General features: G+C 48.1%; 11 protein-coding genes. All 11 read right to left on the bottom strand.

Annotated elements, in window-relative coordinates; genetic code table 11:
* Nucleotides 1-29 precede the first annotated feature (29 nt).
* The 11 genes from ACX1C1_RS16220 to ACX1C1_RS16170 all read right to left on the bottom strand — a co-directional run bounded on the left by ACX1C1_RS16220 (nucleotide 30) and on the right by ACX1C1_RS16170 (nucleotide 18,108).
* On the bottom strand, nucleotides 30-1,166 hold the full coding sequence (locus ACX1C1_RS16220) for a glycoside hydrolase family 88 protein (RefSeq protein WP_458953212.1): 1,137 nt from the start codon (nucleotides 1,164-1,166) through the stop codon (nucleotides 30-32).
* 78 nt (nucleotides 1,167-1,244) lie between these two features.
* Complete coding sequence (locus ACX1C1_RS16215) at nucleotides 1,245-2,783, bottom strand: extracellular solute-binding protein (RefSeq protein ID WP_458953211.1); 1,539 nt, start codon at nucleotides 2,781-2,783, stop codon at nucleotides 1,245-1,247.
* A gap of 80 nt (nucleotides 2,784-2,863) precedes the next feature.
* On the bottom strand, nucleotides 2,864-3,748 hold the full coding sequence (locus ACX1C1_RS16210; RefSeq protein WP_458953210.1) for a carbohydrate ABC transporter permease: 885 nt from the start codon (nucleotides 3,746-3,748) through the stop codon (nucleotides 2,864-2,866).
* A gap of 30 nt (nucleotides 3,749-3,778) precedes the next feature.
* Nucleotides 3,779-4,741, bottom strand: coding sequence for an ABC transporter permease (locus tag ACX1C1_RS16205; protein WP_458953209.1), 963 nt, complete (start codon nucleotides 4,739-4,741; stop codon nucleotides 3,779-3,781).
* Between the two features lie 199 nt (nucleotides 4,742-4,940).
* Nucleotides 4,941-6,032 (bottom strand): response regulator transcription factor, encoded by a 1,092-nt coding sequence (locus ACX1C1_RS16200; RefSeq protein ID WP_458953208.1) that lies wholly within the window; start codon nucleotides 6,030-6,032, stop codon nucleotides 4,941-4,943.
* Nucleotides 6,025-7,818, bottom strand: coding sequence for a cache domain-containing sensor histidine kinase (locus ACX1C1_RS16195; RefSeq protein WP_458953207.1), 1,794 nt, complete (start codon nucleotides 7,816-7,818; stop codon nucleotides 6,025-6,027). The genes ACX1C1_RS16200 and ACX1C1_RS16195 overlap by 8 nt, the downstream gene beginning before the upstream one ends.
* A gap of 182 nt (nucleotides 7,819-8,000) precedes the next feature.
* Complete coding sequence (locus ACX1C1_RS16190) at nucleotides 8,001-9,449, bottom strand: glycoside hydrolase family 32 protein (protein ID WP_458953206.1); 1,449 nt, start codon at nucleotides 9,447-9,449, stop codon at nucleotides 8,001-8,003.
* A 126-nt stretch (nucleotides 9,450-9,575) separates the two neighbouring features.
* Nucleotides 9,576-11,285 carry an ABC transporter substrate-binding protein gene (locus tag ACX1C1_RS16185; protein ID WP_458953205.1) on the bottom strand — a complete coding sequence of 570 codons (1,710 nt, stop codon included), beginning with the start codon at nucleotides 11,283-11,285 and terminating at the stop codon, nucleotides 9,576-9,578.
* A gap of 78 nt (nucleotides 11,286-11,363) precedes the next feature.
* Nucleotides 11,364-12,263 (bottom strand): carbohydrate ABC transporter permease, encoded by a 900-nt coding sequence (locus ACX1C1_RS16180; RefSeq protein ID WP_458953204.1) that lies wholly within the window; start codon nucleotides 12,261-12,263, stop codon nucleotides 11,364-11,366.
* 26 nt (nucleotides 12,264-12,289) lie between these two features.
* Nucleotides 12,290-13,198: an ABC transporter permease gene (locus tag ACX1C1_RS16175; RefSeq protein ID WP_458953203.1), complete on the bottom strand. Its 909-nt coding sequence runs from the start codon at nucleotides 13,196-13,198 to the stop codon at nucleotides 12,290-12,292.
* Between the two features lie 203 nt (nucleotides 13,199-13,401).
* Entirely contained in the window at nucleotides 13,402-18,108 is a 4,707-nt protein-coding gene (locus ACX1C1_RS16170; RefSeq protein WP_458953202.1) for a family 16 glycosylhydrolase, read from the bottom strand.
* Nucleotides 18,109-18,316: the final 208 nt, after the last annotated feature.

Genomic DNA, 18,316 nt, shown 5'->3' with positions numbered 1-18,316 from the left:
TGAAGGAATCACGTAATTATTCAAACCAATTACCAGTATTTTGTCGTAGCACCGCTCAATACAGCTACCGCCTCGGCGAAATAATAATCGCCGTAAATCAATGAGCTGTCGATATATTCGCCTTGTGTACGATGCTGACAAGCATGAACAAGCAAGCCCTCATGCTCGGGATGATCCTTGGTCGAATAGTGCTCAAACAACGTATGGACAATACGCTCCGCTCTTTCGCGGTAACGTCTTCCTGCTTCTTCATCCACATGACGCACAAGCTCCAACAGACTTGCAGCAAATACCGCTGCTGCAGAAGAATCCAGCGGCTCCTGCTCGGGATTCGGCACCGAGAAGTCCCATGGAGGCACATCTTGATCGCCGGTTAACACCAAATAACGATCGGCAAGACGCTGAGCCAATTTCAAATACTTTTCATCCTTTGTATAGCTGTACAAATAGGCATAACCGCCTACTGCCCAGGTTTGACCGCGCGACCAGCAGGAATCATCGGCATAACCTTGTACGGTGCGGCCTCCAACCTTGTCGCCCGTTACCGGATCAAATACATAAGAATGGAAGGTTGTTGCATCCGGTCGCACAATGGTTTCGGCGCATGTATCCGCATGCGCAATTGCAGCCTCATAATATTCCATCTTGCCGGTCTCCTGATGGGCCCATAAGAGAATTGGCAAATTATACATGCAGTCAATAATAATGCGACCTTTGTTCTCTTCACTGAACGGGTCGCCAGGCACCCATACATTCCAGGCTTGAATGAATTTTCCGTTCGCATGATAGCGACTCAGCAGCTGATCCGCCGCATCAAGGCCAATCCTTCTCGCAGATTCGTCGCCTGTCAGCTTGTAGTCAGCCACATACGATAGCTGGTAGAGGAATCCGATATCATGATCCAGCGTATCGGCCTGTTCATACAATCTTTTCTTTAATGTTCTTGCGGAGATACGGGCATGATGAAGATAGCTTTCTTCGTTCGTTTTTTCGTAGCATAACATAAGCATCCCGGTCCAGAAGCCCCCGGTCCAGAAGCCATCCTGCGCAAATTGATAGCGGCCGCCTACGGTTGCAGTCGGCAATCGTTGCTCGAACCGCTTGGCGTTGCCAGCCACCTTGTCCACTATAAAGTCCATCATTTGTTCATAGTTGCCTGCTGACATTTCTCGTTCCTCCACACTTACATTTTTCTATATTTTAAGGAAGGATCAATCGATACCGATTGATCCCCCATTCTGTACTTATTGTTTTTTGTTTGTGTTGTACCAGTTTGTCGATTCTTCGATCCAAGCTGGGTATTGTGCTCTCCAGTCTGTAATGAATTGATCAAAGAGATCCGTAGAATCATTGTTCAAGACGATCTTGGCTGCAACTTCATAGAAGCTGGTATCAAAGTTGTCGAGGATCGTATTGTTAGGCATACCAACCGCTGGATTCGGAATACCTTCTTGTCTTGCGATTTCGAATGCTGCTTTACGCTTAGCCGCAGCTTCCAGACTTAGCTTGGTTTGCTCGATTTTTTCATTGTAGCCGTGCATTTTGAAGATCATATCACGCCAAGCGTTCGGCTTGTCCTTCTCTGCATCGTATACATATTTGTCTCCTTCTACTGTATACGTGTCGCCCTCGATACCCATCTCGGTAAAGGCTTGACCTTCTTCGCTTTGCAGCCAGTCCAGCATCTTGATTACCGCTTCCGGATTTTCGCTTGTTTTGAATAGTGTATACGTCTTCAGGACTGGAATCTGCACGCGTCCTACAGGACCGTCATAACCAATGCCTTGCGGTGTCGGGATCGTGATGACCTCTGGCTTCTCATTCGGCAAAGCTTTGTTCAGCTCGTCTTGCCATTGCCATGCAAACTCAGCCACATGGTTCCATGCTCCGACAACACCCGACTTGATCTTCTGTTCCCAGTTGGCGCGTTCGTTCGTCAGGAAATCAGGATCAAGAAGCTTCTCTTGATACATTGTTTGAATAAAGGCCAGCGCTTGCTTCGTATTAGGTTGTGCTGCAGAATGAATCAACTCATCTTCGTAAACTGCATATACGCCAAGCGGTGGATTTACGCCCCACATACCGAAGATATTATCGCCCCATGAGAAGTTTTTGCGCATCGAGAAAGCAATTTCATCCTTCTGGTTGTTGCCGTTAGGATCGCCATCGCGGAACGCTACCAGCATGTCGTAGAACTCATCCGATGTTGTAGGAATATCTAGCTCTAGCTTATCGAGCCAATCCTTACGCACAAAAAGGAGACGTTCAGCGGAAGCATTGCCAACCTGCGGCTGAGGAATCGATACGATTTGACCATTCACCGTTACAGCATCCCAAGCCTCTTGAGGAATGTTTTTCTTCAGGTTAGGGCCGTATTGATCGATAAGATCATTTAGTGGAAGCACCATGTCCGCTTCCATCAAGCTAGCGCTAGGCAGGCCGCCGAAGTTCATGTATACGTCCGGATATTCGCCGCCCGCAAATTTCATGTCCAAATTTTTGGTGTAATCCGCATGAGGCAAATATTCGATATCCAGCTCGGTGTTCGTTTTTTCCATCAAAAAATCAATCGTTGGATTGTCGCCTTGCGGAATCTGCTGGCCGTAATCCGATACAAACATCTTCAGCTTTGTCGGCTCCATTGATTGTTCTGCATTTGTTGCTCCCGCAGTCGAAGACGGTTGGTTTCCTGCTTCGTTGGCATTGTTGTTGCCGGATGCGCATGCTGTTACGGAGAAGGCCGTGACGGCTGCCAGCATGGATAGATATAACTTCTTGTTCATTTCTGTTCCCCCTGTTAATAAATTTGAATGTATATCAAGAGCGTTGGCAGAACCTCTGCCTGAACGCCGCTTAATACCGGTTACTCCTTGACCGAACCCAGCATGGCACCCTTAATGAAGTGCTTCTGGAGCAGCGGATACAGGATAACGATCGGAATGGTGGATACCAGAATGGTAGCCATTTGAAGACCTTGCGGTGACACGGTTGTGGCGGATTCGCTAATCGAAGCCATCGTCTCGTTCACATCGGATTGTACGATCAGACTATATAAGTACAGCTGCAAAGGCCTGATCGCTTGTTTGGTAATATACATCAGGGCAGTGAAATAATTGTTCCAATGTCCCACTGCGTAGAAGAGCAGCAGCGTTACCATAATCGGCTTGGACAACGGCACGACGATTTTGGCCAAAATGCCGAGCTCCGACATGCCGTCCATCTTGGCGGCGTCGAACAATTCCTCGGGCAGCGATCGCATAAACGTCACGCACAAGATCATATTAAAGGCGCTAAGCGCTGTAGGAATAATGAGCGCCCACACCGTATTCAGCAGACTGAGCTCCTTGACGACGAGATAAGTCGGGATAAGCGGCGCCTGGAATATCATTGTGAATATGACAGCCAACATAATAAAGCGTCTGCCACGGAGCCACATTTTGGATAAAGGATACGCCATCAGAATGGTCACAAGCATATTGAGCAGTGTGCCCACCGTCACCACAAAGATCGTCACGCCAAACGCTCTCCAGAATATATCGTTTTTCATTACTGCATCATAATTTTCGAAACTGAATTCAACCGGCCACAGCAATACTTCGTTTCTTATCAACGCTTCGCTGGAGCTGAACGAGCCTGCGATAATGTACATGAACGGCAGAATCACCGACAGACATACAAGAAGCAGAAATCCCGTATTAAACAGATCAAATACCTTTTCGCCAAAACCTTTTTTTATCGTGGAATGCATAGAGAATCACTCGCCTACCTTTCTATAAACCTAATACAAGCCTTCGCCCGTAATCTTCTTGCTGAATCGGTTGGCAAGCACCAGAAGCGCGAGACCTACGACTGATTTGAATAAACCGACAGCTGTCGTCAAGCTGTACATGGACTGTCTAATTCCCATGCGGTACATGAACGTATCGAGGACATCGGCTTGTTCAAAGGTGGCCGGCGTCAAGAATACGTACACCTGCTCGAAGCCGTTATCCAGTACATGTCCTACTTTGAGCAACAGCAGAATAACAATGGCTGGCATCATGCCGGGCAAGGACACATGAATGAATTGCTTGAATCTTCCTGCTCCATCCATGCTCGCCGCTTCATACAGGGATGGATTGATGCCGGCAAGCGCTGCTAGGAAGATAATAGCGCTCCACCCCATCTCCTTCCATATCCCCGTCGAGACGATAATGGTACGGATGTATTCGCTGTTCACCAGGAAGTTCATCTTCTCGCCGCCAAAGGTTTCGATCAGCTGATTAACTAATCCATAATTTTGCGAGAACAACATCGTACTTAAACCGCCAATGAGTACCCAAGAGAGGAAATGCGGCAAATAAAGCACGGTCTGCGCGAATCGTTTGAATGCCATTTTACGAATTTCATTAAGCAGCACGGCCAGTAGAATCGGCGCCGGGAATGCAAATATAATTTGATAGAAGCTGATAATCAATGTATTGCGCAGCAGTCTTGTAAACTGCGGGAAGGTAAGAAATTGCTCAAACCATCTCAAGCCTACCCAATCGCTCTTCATAAAACCTTTAAATACGTTAAAATCCTGAAAGGCAATGACGCTGCCCAATAATGGAATGTACTTGAATACGATTAAGTATAGTAATCCCGGAACCAGCATGAGATACAATGCTTTATGAATGCTCATGAATCTCCATATGCTGTTGCGCTTGTTGTTCAGCGCTACTGCTTGTGTCTGAGTCGGTGTCTGCGGCTCCACTCCCATTCCCCTTTCCCTTCCTTATCCATAGTCGTTTGATGTCTATAGGTCTATTGTAGGGATAACGCTTACAGCTCTCAATCAGCGATATTCCGATTTATATGGTCATGTTAAGGGAATGAAATGTAACTACAAACGACCGCCAAAAAAACAAACTCCGGCACAACGAATTGTGCACGGAGCTTATTGCAGCGACTGAGGCGAGCTACTCGCGTTCCAATCTTTTTTTGTATTCAACAGGACTCAGACCATAATATTCCTTAAATAACTGGGAGAAATGCGTGCCGTTCTCATACCCGATCTGCAAGGCGATTTCATATCCCTTCAAATTGCTGTTCAGCAGCAGCTCTCTCGCTTTCTGCATGCGAACCTCGATCAGATAGCTCCAGATCGTCATACCGGTCTCTTGCTTGAAGTAATTCGCAAGATAGGTACGGCTCATAGAGACTTCCTCCGCCAAATCCTGCAAGCTCAGCTTCTCGGCAAATCGCTCAGCGATATAAGACTTCACTTGCTCAATCACTCTGCGATTTGTATGAGTCATAACATCCCTCATCGTATCAAACAGCTGATGCGCGCCTTCCTCCAGCCTGCGCACCGCACACAGTCGGAAGTATCTTCTCGCCTCGCTATGGAGAATCGGATCGTCACCCAGTATCCAGTCAGTGCCTTCCTTCAACGCCAGCTTCACCCGATTATCCTTCAAATCCTCCAGAATGTAATGCAGCCATGCCATTGATAACGGCTTCAACAAATAATAACGGTTGCCAATCCAGCTCTCCAGCATGTCTAACGTATCTACGACAAGCAGCGGCAATGCTTCAAACTGAACGGAACGAATCAAATGAACCCATCGATGATGCATATCGCGACTCTGGGGAATATGTTTGATAAGAAGCTCAGCCGCATGGCCAACTCTATCCTTCTCAATAGTCTCCACCGTTTGGGTCAAAGATTGTTTGAGGAGGTCCGTATCGATTGGCTTCAGAATATAATCTTTGGCGCCTAGCTGAATGGCTTGTCTCGCATAAGAAAATTCATCATAGCTGGAGATGATCATACACTCCATCCACGGAAAATCGTCCTTGATCCGTTGAATCAGCGTCAACCCATCCATAATGGGCATGCTGATATCCGTGATGCAGATATCGACATAATAATTGGATAAATATTGTATGGCATCTTCCCCATTCTCCGACGCTCCCATAAGCAAGAACGAATCGCTGAACGAAGCGACTTTTTTGCCAAGACCCTGCCGAATTAACACTTCATCATCCACGATGTGCACTCTATACATGTTGATCTCCTTCCAGCGGAATGACGATTCGGATTTGGGCGCCCCGATGAGCTGGTTGATCGACAAATAATCCCGCTTCCTTGACATTGCGATAATACATTCGGATGCGGTCATGTACGTTCAACAGACCGACATTGGACAGCTTCTTAAATCTTCTCTCGTCATTGATTACATTCAATTTGTGTTCAAGCTCCCTAAATGTCATGTCATCAAAACCCGGACCATCATCTTCCAGCGTAATTTCCAAATAGTTAGTCGATAATACTTTAGCCTTTAACTTGATATGAATAGGCTTGCCTGTACGCGAGACGCCATGTTTAATAGAATTTTCGGCGAGCGGCTGCAGGATGGCCTTCAGGCAAGGATGCGTCAGCGCCTGCTCCTCCACATCCTTGGTGTACGTCACTTTGGCGCCGAATCGGATTTGGGCAATATACATAAAGTTATCCAAGTGCTCAATCTCATCCTTCAGCTCCACTCTCTCACTGCGGTAATTGGAGGAGTATCGGAACATCTTCGCAAGAGCAATGGTCGCTTTCTCAATTTCCGGAGCATCGGCAAGCGCTGCCATATTATTAATAGATTCCAAGGTGTTGTACAGGAAATGTGAGTCGATCTGCGATTGCAAGGCAGATAGAACGGCTTCCTGCTGAATGCTCTTGGAGTCGGCTAATTCCTGTACCGTATCCGTTAAATTGGATAACATTTTATTGTAAGCTATGGCCACATCCGCAACCTCGTCGGTCCCTTTTACTTCGAGGTAATGATCAAATCTTCCCATCGGCGTTTTCTTCAAAGCTTCCCTAAGCTTATACAGTCGCCTCGTTACCGAAGAGGATACAATTACGACAAGCAAGATAGCGATGCTGACACCGACAGCTGCAATAATGACGGTCATATCCCTAACAGTATAAATACTTTTGGCCACTTCATGGAATGGTACAACAAAGACGGATTTCCATTTTGTACTCGGTACGGTATCATAAATGATAATTTGTTCTTTATTTTCATCGAAAAAAGATCCGGACTCGCTCACCTTCATTTGCTCCCATATTTTGGGCTCCATCTGTTTTTGAAAATAAACAGATTCCGGATGGACTGCGTAATTCCCCTTCTGATCCACCAGCATGCCATGTCCGGTCTCACCTATCTTGATTTCACTTAGGAGTTGTTTGGGACGGTCAAGGGAAAAATCTGCAACGAGGTATCCTTGCTTGTTGCCGGAGTATATACGTTTCACGAACGTCATGACCGGCATAGCGACCGATTTACCCGTTACGTCGAGATACATATCATTCCAACGTGAAAACAGGATGAATTTGCCGCTGTTCTCAAGCTCTCTGATCCAGGATTCGTCTAGAAGCGCATAGTTCGAATCAATAGCGTAATTTTTGACGTATTTCATTTGCTTGCCAAGATCATCTGCGATGACAATGGACAGCAAATCGGGATGTCTTGCGGAAAAGGACAGAATATAATTGTTTTCGATTCGTTTATATGCTTCATAGTTGAGATAGGTTTGGCTTTCCGAATAGCCCAGCCAGTTCACAAGCTCCGGACTTGTGCCGACCATCAAAAAAAACTGGTCATAATCAGAATAAATCTGATTCAAATGCATGTTCGCTTGCGTCATAATCTGTGAGCTGATCTCTACAACATCTTCACGGATCGTCTTGGACGTTTCGTAATAGCTGACTGCCCCAATCAAGGTTACGAGAAACACGTTAACCGTTATAAAGATCAAAATGATTTTCAGCTTTAACGAACGTTTAATGGCATCTATCATCTGTTCTCCGTCCTTTAGCTGTAACGTACTCTCATTATCTTAAGCAATAAGCGTATAGTCAATGTCATGAGCTGGGTAATAGGGGCGCCAAAGATCGATCCATAACATAGCTATACATATCCGAATATCCCTATCGAATATTCATAGCACGGGATATGGGAATCTAATGCTTGAATTTGCTGTCAGATCCATATGTCCTTCAGCTTCCACCAATCCCAATGGACCATATCAACCTCGCCATCAACTGATTGCAGCAGCATCCTATTATACCTTCCTAATGGATAGATGCGGTTCGTTATGACGGCTTCCCCCCCTTGAAGGAACAGTTCTATACTGGAACGATCTACAAACAGTTGCAGATCGAATGACCATTCGGGTCCAATGGCACACTTGCATATGCTTGTTTTATGATCCCCGATTTCAGCGTGAAGAATGTCCATCGCAACAACAACATGCATGGTTTTCCGATCAAGAGCGAATGTCATACAAATTTCTTCCTGGCAGTCAGCATCGCTTACAAGCCTTACATGGAATAGACCCGTAGGCAGGGAGCTGTTAGTCCATACCCATTGCATGTGCACTTCAAAACATTCTTCAGTCCAAGTAAGATCAGCGGTAACCGACATCTGCTCGGCTATCAAACCTGCTTCATCCCTGCGCCCTGCTTGCCTTAGCTGCTGCAATTCCGGCAGAGGCTTAAACAAAGGCTTGCCATCCGGAGCAAGCTCGATCACACGCGGTATCGTGAATGCGCCTGACCAGCCATGCTGCTGTGTCGGTTTGTCCCCTGTCCAGGAATCCATCCAGCCTATTACAATTCGTCTCCCCTGGTCGTCCTGGAACGATTGCGCAGCATAGAAGTCGTGGCCATAATCAAGATCCCCCCACTCTTCTGTGAGAAATTGTCCTGTGGCCGTATGAAACCTTCCTCTCTTCCAAATGTTCCGATGTCCCGGCATGTTCATGGGAGACAAGATCAATACATGATGATCCCCAATCTGGAATAAATCAGGACATTCCCACATATCTCCTTCGTCCCCGTCACTTTCGGCCATCACTCCGCTATAATGCCATGAACAAAGGTCCTCCGATCGAAATAAAAGGATTCTCCCTCTTCCTTCCTTACTAGAGCCCACGATCAAATGCCATAATCCATCCTGCATCCACACCTTGGGATCACGAAAATTATACAGATCTCCATCCGGATTGAAGCCAATAACCGGATTTTGTTTGTACTTCTCAAAATGGATGCCATCCTCAGATTGTGCTGCGCATTGTGACTGAATGTTATCCTCTCCGTTTATATTGCCTGTATATATAAGTGTCAGCTTGCCTTGATTGTCGACAGCGCATCCCGAGAAGCAGCCATCGCAATCATAGCTTTCGTCCGGATACAACGCGATAGGAAGATGACTCCAATACACACCATCTTTGCTAATGGCATGACCCCAATGCATGGCTCCCCAATAAGGTGAGAAGGGATGATGCTGATAGAAAAGGTGATAATACCCTTTAAAGTAGATGAGTCCGTTAGGGTCGTTCATCCAGTTGGCCGCCGGCATAAAATGAAAGGACAACCGATAACGGTCAACCAGACTGGACGATTGTTCCGATGATAAGTTATGCATCATGAAATGATCAACTCCGCTATTGGTTTTCACTGCTTATTTCACTGCTTATTTCACTGCTAAATGAAATGAGGATGACGAAGCTTATGCTTCGCCATCCTCGAAGGTACATGCTAAATGACAGTTCTACTATTCATTCCACAGCTTGATTCGCTCGGCAAGCAACGTATTAAACGACTCCTCAAGCTCAGCTCTACCTGCCTTATCAATATCTTGCATCAGTGAATCCCAGACACTGTCAAACTTATCCGGCTTCGCCATGATTGCTTCTGGTACACGTTTCTTAATAAGATCCAGAATACGCTGCATTTGAACATTGGCGTCAGAATCCTGAGGAATATTGATTTGCCAAGCAGCGCCATATTCCTTCACAGGGAAGTCCTCGACCGACGGGAACAAGTCCATCCACAGCTTGGCGTCGTATTGTTTCAGAACTTCTTTCTCCACATCCGTGTAATTGGTCTCAATTTGCTCCGGGGACTTGATCGTAAACGTCTGTCCTGTCGAATCCTCGGCTCCGTCACCATACTCAGGGAACGGATAGTTGTAGACCGAGATTCCTGTTTTCTTCGGATACTCAGCGTCCTCGAGACGTTTCTTCATTTCTTCATCCGAGATGACACGTTTGCCGTCCTGGACGGTGTAATGAACGCCCTCAATGCCCCAGTTGTTCAAGATTTGAGCTTCCTCGGAAGCCATCCAATCCAGGAACTTGATTGCGCGAACAGGATCCTTGGCCGTTGTCGAGATGCCAATCCCCCAGCCTGCCGAATAGCCGGCGGTTTGGAAATCCGCATATTTCATATCCGCTGTCAATGTAGCTGGATATACGCCATACATCATGTCATATTTGCCGTTTTGTCGCAATTGATTCTCTGCATTCCAATGCTGCCAGCGTGCATCTGCCAAGCCTACCACCTGACCGGAAGCGATCTTCGCCTCGTAGACATCAAATTTTTGAGTAAAGCTTTCTTTGTCCAGCAAGCCGATATCATTCATGTGATTCAGCCAACGGAAGTACTCCTTCTCTTCCGGTCTAGTAACGTGCAGCGACGCTTTCTTGGTGCTAGGGTCCACATACCATTCGCCATCATCCGGGCCGCCCGTTCCAAGCACAGCGGGATTTGTCACTGTGATGCCGAAGCGCCAGTCATCTGCCAGTAAACTTAATCCGATGGTCGGTTTGCCGTCAGTCGTCGGGTTATTGTCCACGAAGTCCTTGATAACCTTTTCATAATCCTGAAGCGTATTAATTTCGGGATAGCCTGCCGCCTTCACAGCACGATGCTGGAGCTCGAAGCCTGTTTTCGGATCCCACTGCTCACTGTGGACACCGAAGCTTCCGATGTAATAGATTGACGGATCGTCAAGGCTGTATCTTAATCGCTTCATGTATGGGCCGTACAGCTTCTTCAAGTTCGGCGCATGCTCCTCGATCAGATCGGTCAAATCCAGCAGCGCGCCCGCTTCTATGAGAATATTCGATTCTCCCTTTGCGAAGATCAGATCCGGATATTCTCCACCGGCCGCCATTATGGATACCTTCTGCTTCAAATCGCCGACTGGATACTCAATATCCAGTGTGACGCCTGTTCGTTTCGTAATTTCTTGACCAACAGGGCTTTGCATGTTTTCATAATTCGGATTGGGATCCGCACTGAACATTGTCAGCGTAATCGGTTCCATTACTGCCTCTTCTCCGTTCTCACTCGGGCTGATCGTCGCCGTTGGATTAACTTCTTTCGACGGCGACACATTAGAATTGCCATTGCTGCAGCCGGCCAGCATCATCGTTGCTGCTGTCCCCAGTGCAAGTACTCTCCATCCAAGCTTCTTCATCCTCTTTGTTGCCCCTTCCCCTTTATCGAATGTGGATATATTTCACAGATTCGCGAGGCGAATCTGGCAATCCCGTCCTCAGCTCTTGACTGCTCCCAAGGTCAGTCCCTTCACAAAGTATCTTTGTAGGAATGGATAAACGATTAATATCGGAACGGTAGCGATAATCGTGACAGCCATACGAATCGATTCAGGCGATACTCTTGTAGATGCTTCAACATTGCCGCTGCGGAAGGAATCTGCAGATTGCGATGCGGTAGTGTTGCTTAATATTTTCATCAGCTCATATTGCAATGTTGTCCATTCGTCCCGCGATGAGTTGTATAGGAAGGTGTCGAACCAGGCGTTCCATTGACCAACAGCGATAAACAACGCGATTGTAGCCAGCACCGGCTTGCATAGCGGTAGAATAATGCTCCAAAAGATACGCATATCGCCAGCCCCGTCCAGCTTCGCGGATTCCTGCAGACTGATCGGCAGTCCATCCATATATGATCGAATGACGAACACATTCCAGGCGTTAATCATGACAGGCAGAATGTAGACCGCAAACGTGCCAATCAGATTAAGCTCGCGCATCAGCATATATACCGGAATGAGCCCGCCCGAAACATAGAGCGTAATGGCGAACATAAAGGATACCTGCTTGCGGAAGATAAAGTCCCTGCGGCTAATGACATAAGCAAGCATGGACCCGCAAAACACACCAATAATCGTGCCCAGCAATGTTCGCAGTACCGAGTTGCGGAAGGCGGTGATCAACAAATCATAAGCGAAAACCGACTTGTAATTGTCGAGCGTAAATTCCCTCGGCCATAGCTGGATGCCTCCGCGAATCGTATCGTCGGAATCATTAAAGGAAATGGCCAGCACATTGAGAAACGGATACAACGTCGCGGCTGCAACAATGATCATATATAGAATCAAGAAGCTGTCGAATATACGATCTGACCAGCTCTTCCCGATGCCTGACAGCATCTGTTTCCCTCCTGTTCTTCGAAGCGTCAAATGACGCTTTCCTTCGTAATTTTCTTGAACACATAGTTAGCTGTGAGCAGCAGTATAATACTTACGACGGAATTGAATATCCCGATGGCCGTACCGAAGGAGTAACGTCCCAATTTGATGCCGTAATTCAAAATATACAGCTCAAGCACTTCGGAGTAATCGACCACTAGCGGATTGCTGAGAAGAAACTGCTTCTCGAAGCCGATACTCATCAGCCAGCCGATGGAAAGGATAAAAACGATCATAATGGTAGGCCGAATGCCAGGCAGCGTAACATGCCACATTCGCCGCATCCTTCCTGCTCCATCCACTGTCGCGGCCTCATATTGCTCCTGATCAATGCCGGACATCGCCGCTAGAAATATAATGGAGTTCCAGCCTGTCTCCTTCCACATATCGGATAAGGTGACAACCCACCAGAACATCTTCTCTTTGGCCATAAACGGTATCGGCTCGTCGATCCAGCCCATAAACAGGAGAAGATCATTAAGCGCACCGCCTTGCGTGGACAATAACTTGGTCACCAATCCCGCCACAATAACCCATGAGACAAAGTGGGGCAGGTAAGCAATCGTTTGAATCGTCCGCTTGAACCACATCAATCGAATCTCGTTAAGCAGCAGGGCAAACAATATGGGAACCGTAAAACCGACCGCCAGATTCATAAGGCTCATCGCGAGCGTGTTGCGTAATACCAGATAAAAACGATCATCCGCAAACAGTTGTACGAAGTTAGCGAAGCCTACCCATTCCTGCTCGGCGAATGCACGGCCTGGTCGATACTTCTGAAATGCCATGACCCAGCCCCATAAAGGCAAGTACTGAAAAATAAACAGCCATGCAATAAAGGGCAAAGACATGAGCATCAAATACCGTTGTTGCAGTATCTTTTTCATCGAGCTCATTCTCTCATCTTCCTTTCCGTTCCAAGACACTGGTGTAAAGTGTTTACTTGCTATAAATCTATTTTATGTAATTGTGATTTTTTTGGTAGGTTAACATTTTAAGGCAGATGGCACGATTTCAACCAGCTATCTCAAGCCGCTTTCCCTCTAAAAATAAGCAGCGATTCTTCATTGCTGAAGAATCGCTGCTCTCGTCATGTCACTTATCCATGGATGTCCTTGCTATAGCCTAGACGCAGCAATCTGTCTACGATGACTGCAGCTTGCGCCCTCGTGGCGTGATGCTCCGGCTGGAAGGTGCCGTCATCCATCCCCTTCAGCACACCCTCCCGGTACAAAGCCGAAATGCTGTCGATTGCATAAGAAGCGATTAATAAGGAGTCGCTAAATGGCAGCTCCTCTGACTGCAGCTGCAAACCGGCAGCCCTCAAGGCTCTGGCTGCCATAACAGCCATCTCCTGTCTGGTTACAGCCTGATCCGGTCTGAAGCTTCCGTCTTCAAATCCATGCAACAATCCCATCTGGGTCGCCGCTGTGACTGCATCATAGTACCAACTGCCGGAACTGACATCTTTGAAGGCTGATGTCTCTGCCTGCAACGCTACAAAATCAAATGAATAGGCCAGCATTGCCGCAAATTCTGCGCGTGACAGCGCTTTGTCCGGATCGAACTTCCCTTGACCGGTTCCTTGCAGAATGCCTCTGCCGCTCAGCGAATAGATGCTGTCAGCAGCCCAGCCGGTATTGGCCACATCATGATAAGCATTCCGGCTTGCGTCACCTAGCTCGAACGCACCCAAGCGCTGCGGATAAAAGCTGATCTCCTTCGATGCAGCATCATACCAGCTATGCTTGATCGGCTCCATCCCGCCGTCCTGATTGACTGCATAAAAGATAGCCATCTCTCCATTGAATCCGCTCTTAGTCGCCGGCATTGTTATGGTCACGGCGCCATATCGAATATCCTCCGGTTTCACTCCACCAAGGCTTAGTGTAACGTCAAGCTTCGGCTCTGTGCTCAGCGTGGTTACCGTATCCGCAGACTTGTATTCGGCTGATGAACCGGAGATAGAGAACTCCAGTTGACCTTCTGCATGGCCTTGCTCCATCAGCCATTCGACTGAAAGCCTTACATTGCCGTTTGGATGTTGAATAGTCAGGTACGGAATGCCATGGTCCTGTATGGACTGGATGGCTTGCATCGGCAGCTGCAGTCGAACGGTCTTGCTATCCGTCGCGGACTCCAGCTTGATCGGAAGTGTAGGTGCGCCGGCTATTAATTGAGCAAGATCCGAGATGAGCTTCTCTTGAACAATTGCCAGCCACTCTCCGCCACGCAGTACAGGCTTCACCTTAATGGCGCCTTGCTCCAGAATTGCTTGCGGCTGCTCTGCCGGCATATTCGGAGTGTCGGTCGGCAATATGACAGGTGTATCTTCTCCTTTCTCATAGACCTTTACATAATCAATATAATGATATTGAGGCAGCAGGGTTGAACCATCCGGCACACCGGATGCAACGCCGCCAACCGATGTATTAAGCAGCAGCATCATCGGTATGTCCGTCATCCACTCTGCATGATTAGCTTCATGCCACAGGATATCGTCAACATAGAATCGGATGCCGTCGCCATCCCAATCCACGGCAAACACGTGATAATCCTCGGAGAAGTCTTCGCCCACCAGCGTATAACCGGTTTCTCCATTGTTAGGCCACGCGCCATAATGGTAGGTCATCTTGTTCTGATCCGTCAGATGCCCCAATACATCCGTGACATCCATTTCGGGCGGCCATCCGCCAATACAAGGATCGACGCCAGAGCAGACATTGTTGAGCAGGAAATGGGAAGCACGCAGCCCCTGTCCTTCAGGAAGCTTGGCCCTAATCTCGACTTTGCCTTCCGTCAGTGTCATCTTGTCTTTTGTATTCACACCGCCCGAGGTAAAGCTTCTGCCCCCGTAATTCCGGCTCTGCGTCCGCAGGACGAGGCTGCCGTCCTCGACATACACATCATCCGGTGCAAAATACTGCAGCTCCTGATTGACATTGGAAGGCGCATCCACAATATTCCACTTCTCCGTATCCACCGTATCTCCGTCGAAATCATCGGACCAGACAAGCTCCCAGCTCGTATTGCGCGGAGTAACGGCATCCGTCTTCACCTCAATTACATTGCTTGGCGGGGAGTTGTAGTCCTCTCCAATTGCCCTTACGACGAACTGATAGCGTTGCTCCGGCTGCAGGTTGCTAACGATAAGCTCCATCTGATCGTTATCGACCGTTCTGATCAGACTCCCGTCTTGATAAATCTCGTAGCTCTCAATATCCGCTCTCTCGGACAGCTGCCGCCAGCTCAAGGTAACTGAATTAGCTGTCTTGTCCGAGGCTCGCAAGCGCGGCGAAGACGGCACATCCCCCAGATTGAACCCGTATATCTTGACATAATCAATCTCCATCGCGCCATCCAGGAATAACGCCATCGGGTCGGCAGCAATATGAAGCTGATCCGTGTAGGTGTGAACGACTTCGCCATCCACACGCCAGCTCAGACCGTTAGGATTCCAGTCCAGCTCGTAGATATGGAATGAATTCTCGCCTTCCCCTTGTTCCAGCTGATTCACGTCAGCATCGGAGTCCAGCTGCTTGTAGCTGGCGGACAATACGTCATCCTGTTGTATAAAGGCGATGCGAGGAGCGTTCACTTGCGGCACACCTCCGCTGTTCCCCTTATTCGGCATAAGTGAAATAGAAGAAGCATGGCCTTCCGCCGGAAGCAGCTTCGCCTTGATCTCGACTCGGCCGTACAGCATCGAAACCTTGCCTGCCGTATGAATCATCCCGCTGAGCGGCGTCTCTGCCAGCAAGGAGTCGGTCAGCACTACCTTCCCATCCTCTACTGCTGTCATGGACGGGTCGTAATAGGTGGCCTCTGCTCCGCTTGACCAGCCTTCTGCCAAATTCCAATCGTTCCGGTATACGCCATCACCCAAAAATTCTTCATAAAATACAAGCTCGCCTGACAAAGGCATGATTGCTCTCTGCAGCTTGTTGTTCTCCTCGTCGCTCTCCATAACGACAGAAGTAGCATCTACTTCAAACCTGACATGTACGATCTCTCTGTCTACTATCCAAGAGCCGCTTGTCAGGTTAACGGACTGTCCGGGACCTAAGTCAAGTGAAACCGTCTCACTCAGGAATGGTATCGTTTCTCCGACATGCGTGAAGGTCATCTCCACCTGTTCGTTTACCCTGGATGCCCCCGTATTCTTCACCCTTACCTGGAATTGAACAGCATCTCCGATTGTATAATCGGACTTGGTGATGTCCACCTTGTCCACCGTCAGATCAGGGGCCTGACTCCGTTTCCACACCCTTACCCAATCCACCTGTGCTGTCTTTGTTTCAGTATCCTCAAGAGCAGGATCACCTGTCCAATCGTTGCCGACATGCACGTTAAGTACTGCATATAACGCTTTGCCAACATTGTTGGCGGTAGTTCTTCTCAGCTTGCCGTCCACATACCACTTGATTTGGGTATCCGTCCATTCGGCACCGTACACATGATATTCCTCAGTTAAGTCAGAAGGTGAGTTCCAGCTTCCTCCGTCGGGCACATGCGTGCCTGAGCCGTTTCTGTAGTGCTGGGTCATATGGACATCATCCGGATCATTGCCAAGCACTTCCATAAAGTCGATCTCCGGCGGCCACATCTCCTCCGTCTTCGCCCAGAAGGCTGTCAGGAAGCCATCGCCTGGAGCCGCTTTCATTCGGGCTTCCCAATACCCGTATTGCTGACTGAATTTGCCGTTGGTCTGAATCAATCCCGAATACCACTGGGAATCCTCTACATCGGCCTTGATTGTTAGCGCGCCGTCGCTCACCTCAATATTTTGTTCGCGCAGCACCTCGTCGCTATGCTCGGCCGTCGTTCCCCAAGGCCAATGATAATTCCATTTGGTCTCGTCCAGACTGCTCCCGTTAAATTCGTCCATAAAGGTTAAGGTCCATCCGCTATCCGGCCCAACGGGCTGAGATACCTTGGCGAATGGCACGCCATATACATTGTTGTTCTCGTCGCTCTCATCCACTGCCTTGTATCCATTGCTGTTGTCCGCCATCGCCCAGACCTCAAAGTTTTCTCGGTCTACGACCCAGCCATCGCCAGTGGTGACCACAATCGTCTCACCTGCAGCCAGGCTGTCGACGCTTGCCCAATCCAGGTACTGACTATTATCGAAATTGGACTGGTTCCGAAGCTTGACGTTGATGCCAAACCAATTTGTCGCATCGGCTTCACCTTGATTTTTGACCGTAATGATAAACTTGACTCTGTCATTCACTTCATAATTCGGCTTATCGAGCGCAATATCCGTGATAACCAGATCCGGCAAGGAAGGTGCCGGGGAGAAGGACTTCATAAGATCATTATTGCTTTCGTCGCTTTCTGTAATGACCCTGGAACCAAAGCTTTCGTCGGCCATTGCCCACAGCTCGAAGGTTCCCCCTGTTTCTTCCCACAATTGTTCTGTAATGAGCCATCCATCGTTAGTAGCCACTGTTATGGATTGTCCCGCTGCAAGGCTATTGACCCCTGTCCAGTCGAGGAACTGGCTCTCGTCGTAGGTTTCACCGGTTTTCAGGCGCACATTGACTCCAAACCACGCGCCCGCGTCCGCATTGCCCTCATTATGGACCGTTACCAGGAATTTGACTTTGTCGCCAACCTTATAGGCAGGCTTGTCCAACATAATATCGGTGATGACGAGATCCGGCATCGCCTCCTCTGCCTGGACGGTCGATACCGCGACAACATTCCAGGAGCCCAGCATAAGCAGCATGCATAATCCGTAAATCATCCATACCTTCAGGCGTTGTCTACCTTGCTTGCTATTGCTTGCTTGCACGTTCATGTACACTCCCCTTCCTTCTTGCATTCATCGTTATGAAGGCGTTTACTCCTTCACGTTAATAATAGTAAAGAGGACGACCTCTATTGTGTAGGTCAACATTTGAACCTGAATGGCACAGTCTTAACCTGAAAGAATGAAATAGTTAAGAATGTTCTATCCACGTTAAATAATTGCCATTTTCATCCACATTTTCACCCGCTACACTGAA

The organism is Paenibacillus sp. strain BS8-2 (assembly GCF_054483835.1).
Note: the sequence above shows the minus strand (reverse complement) of the source record. Positions and strands in the feature narration are given on the sequence as shown.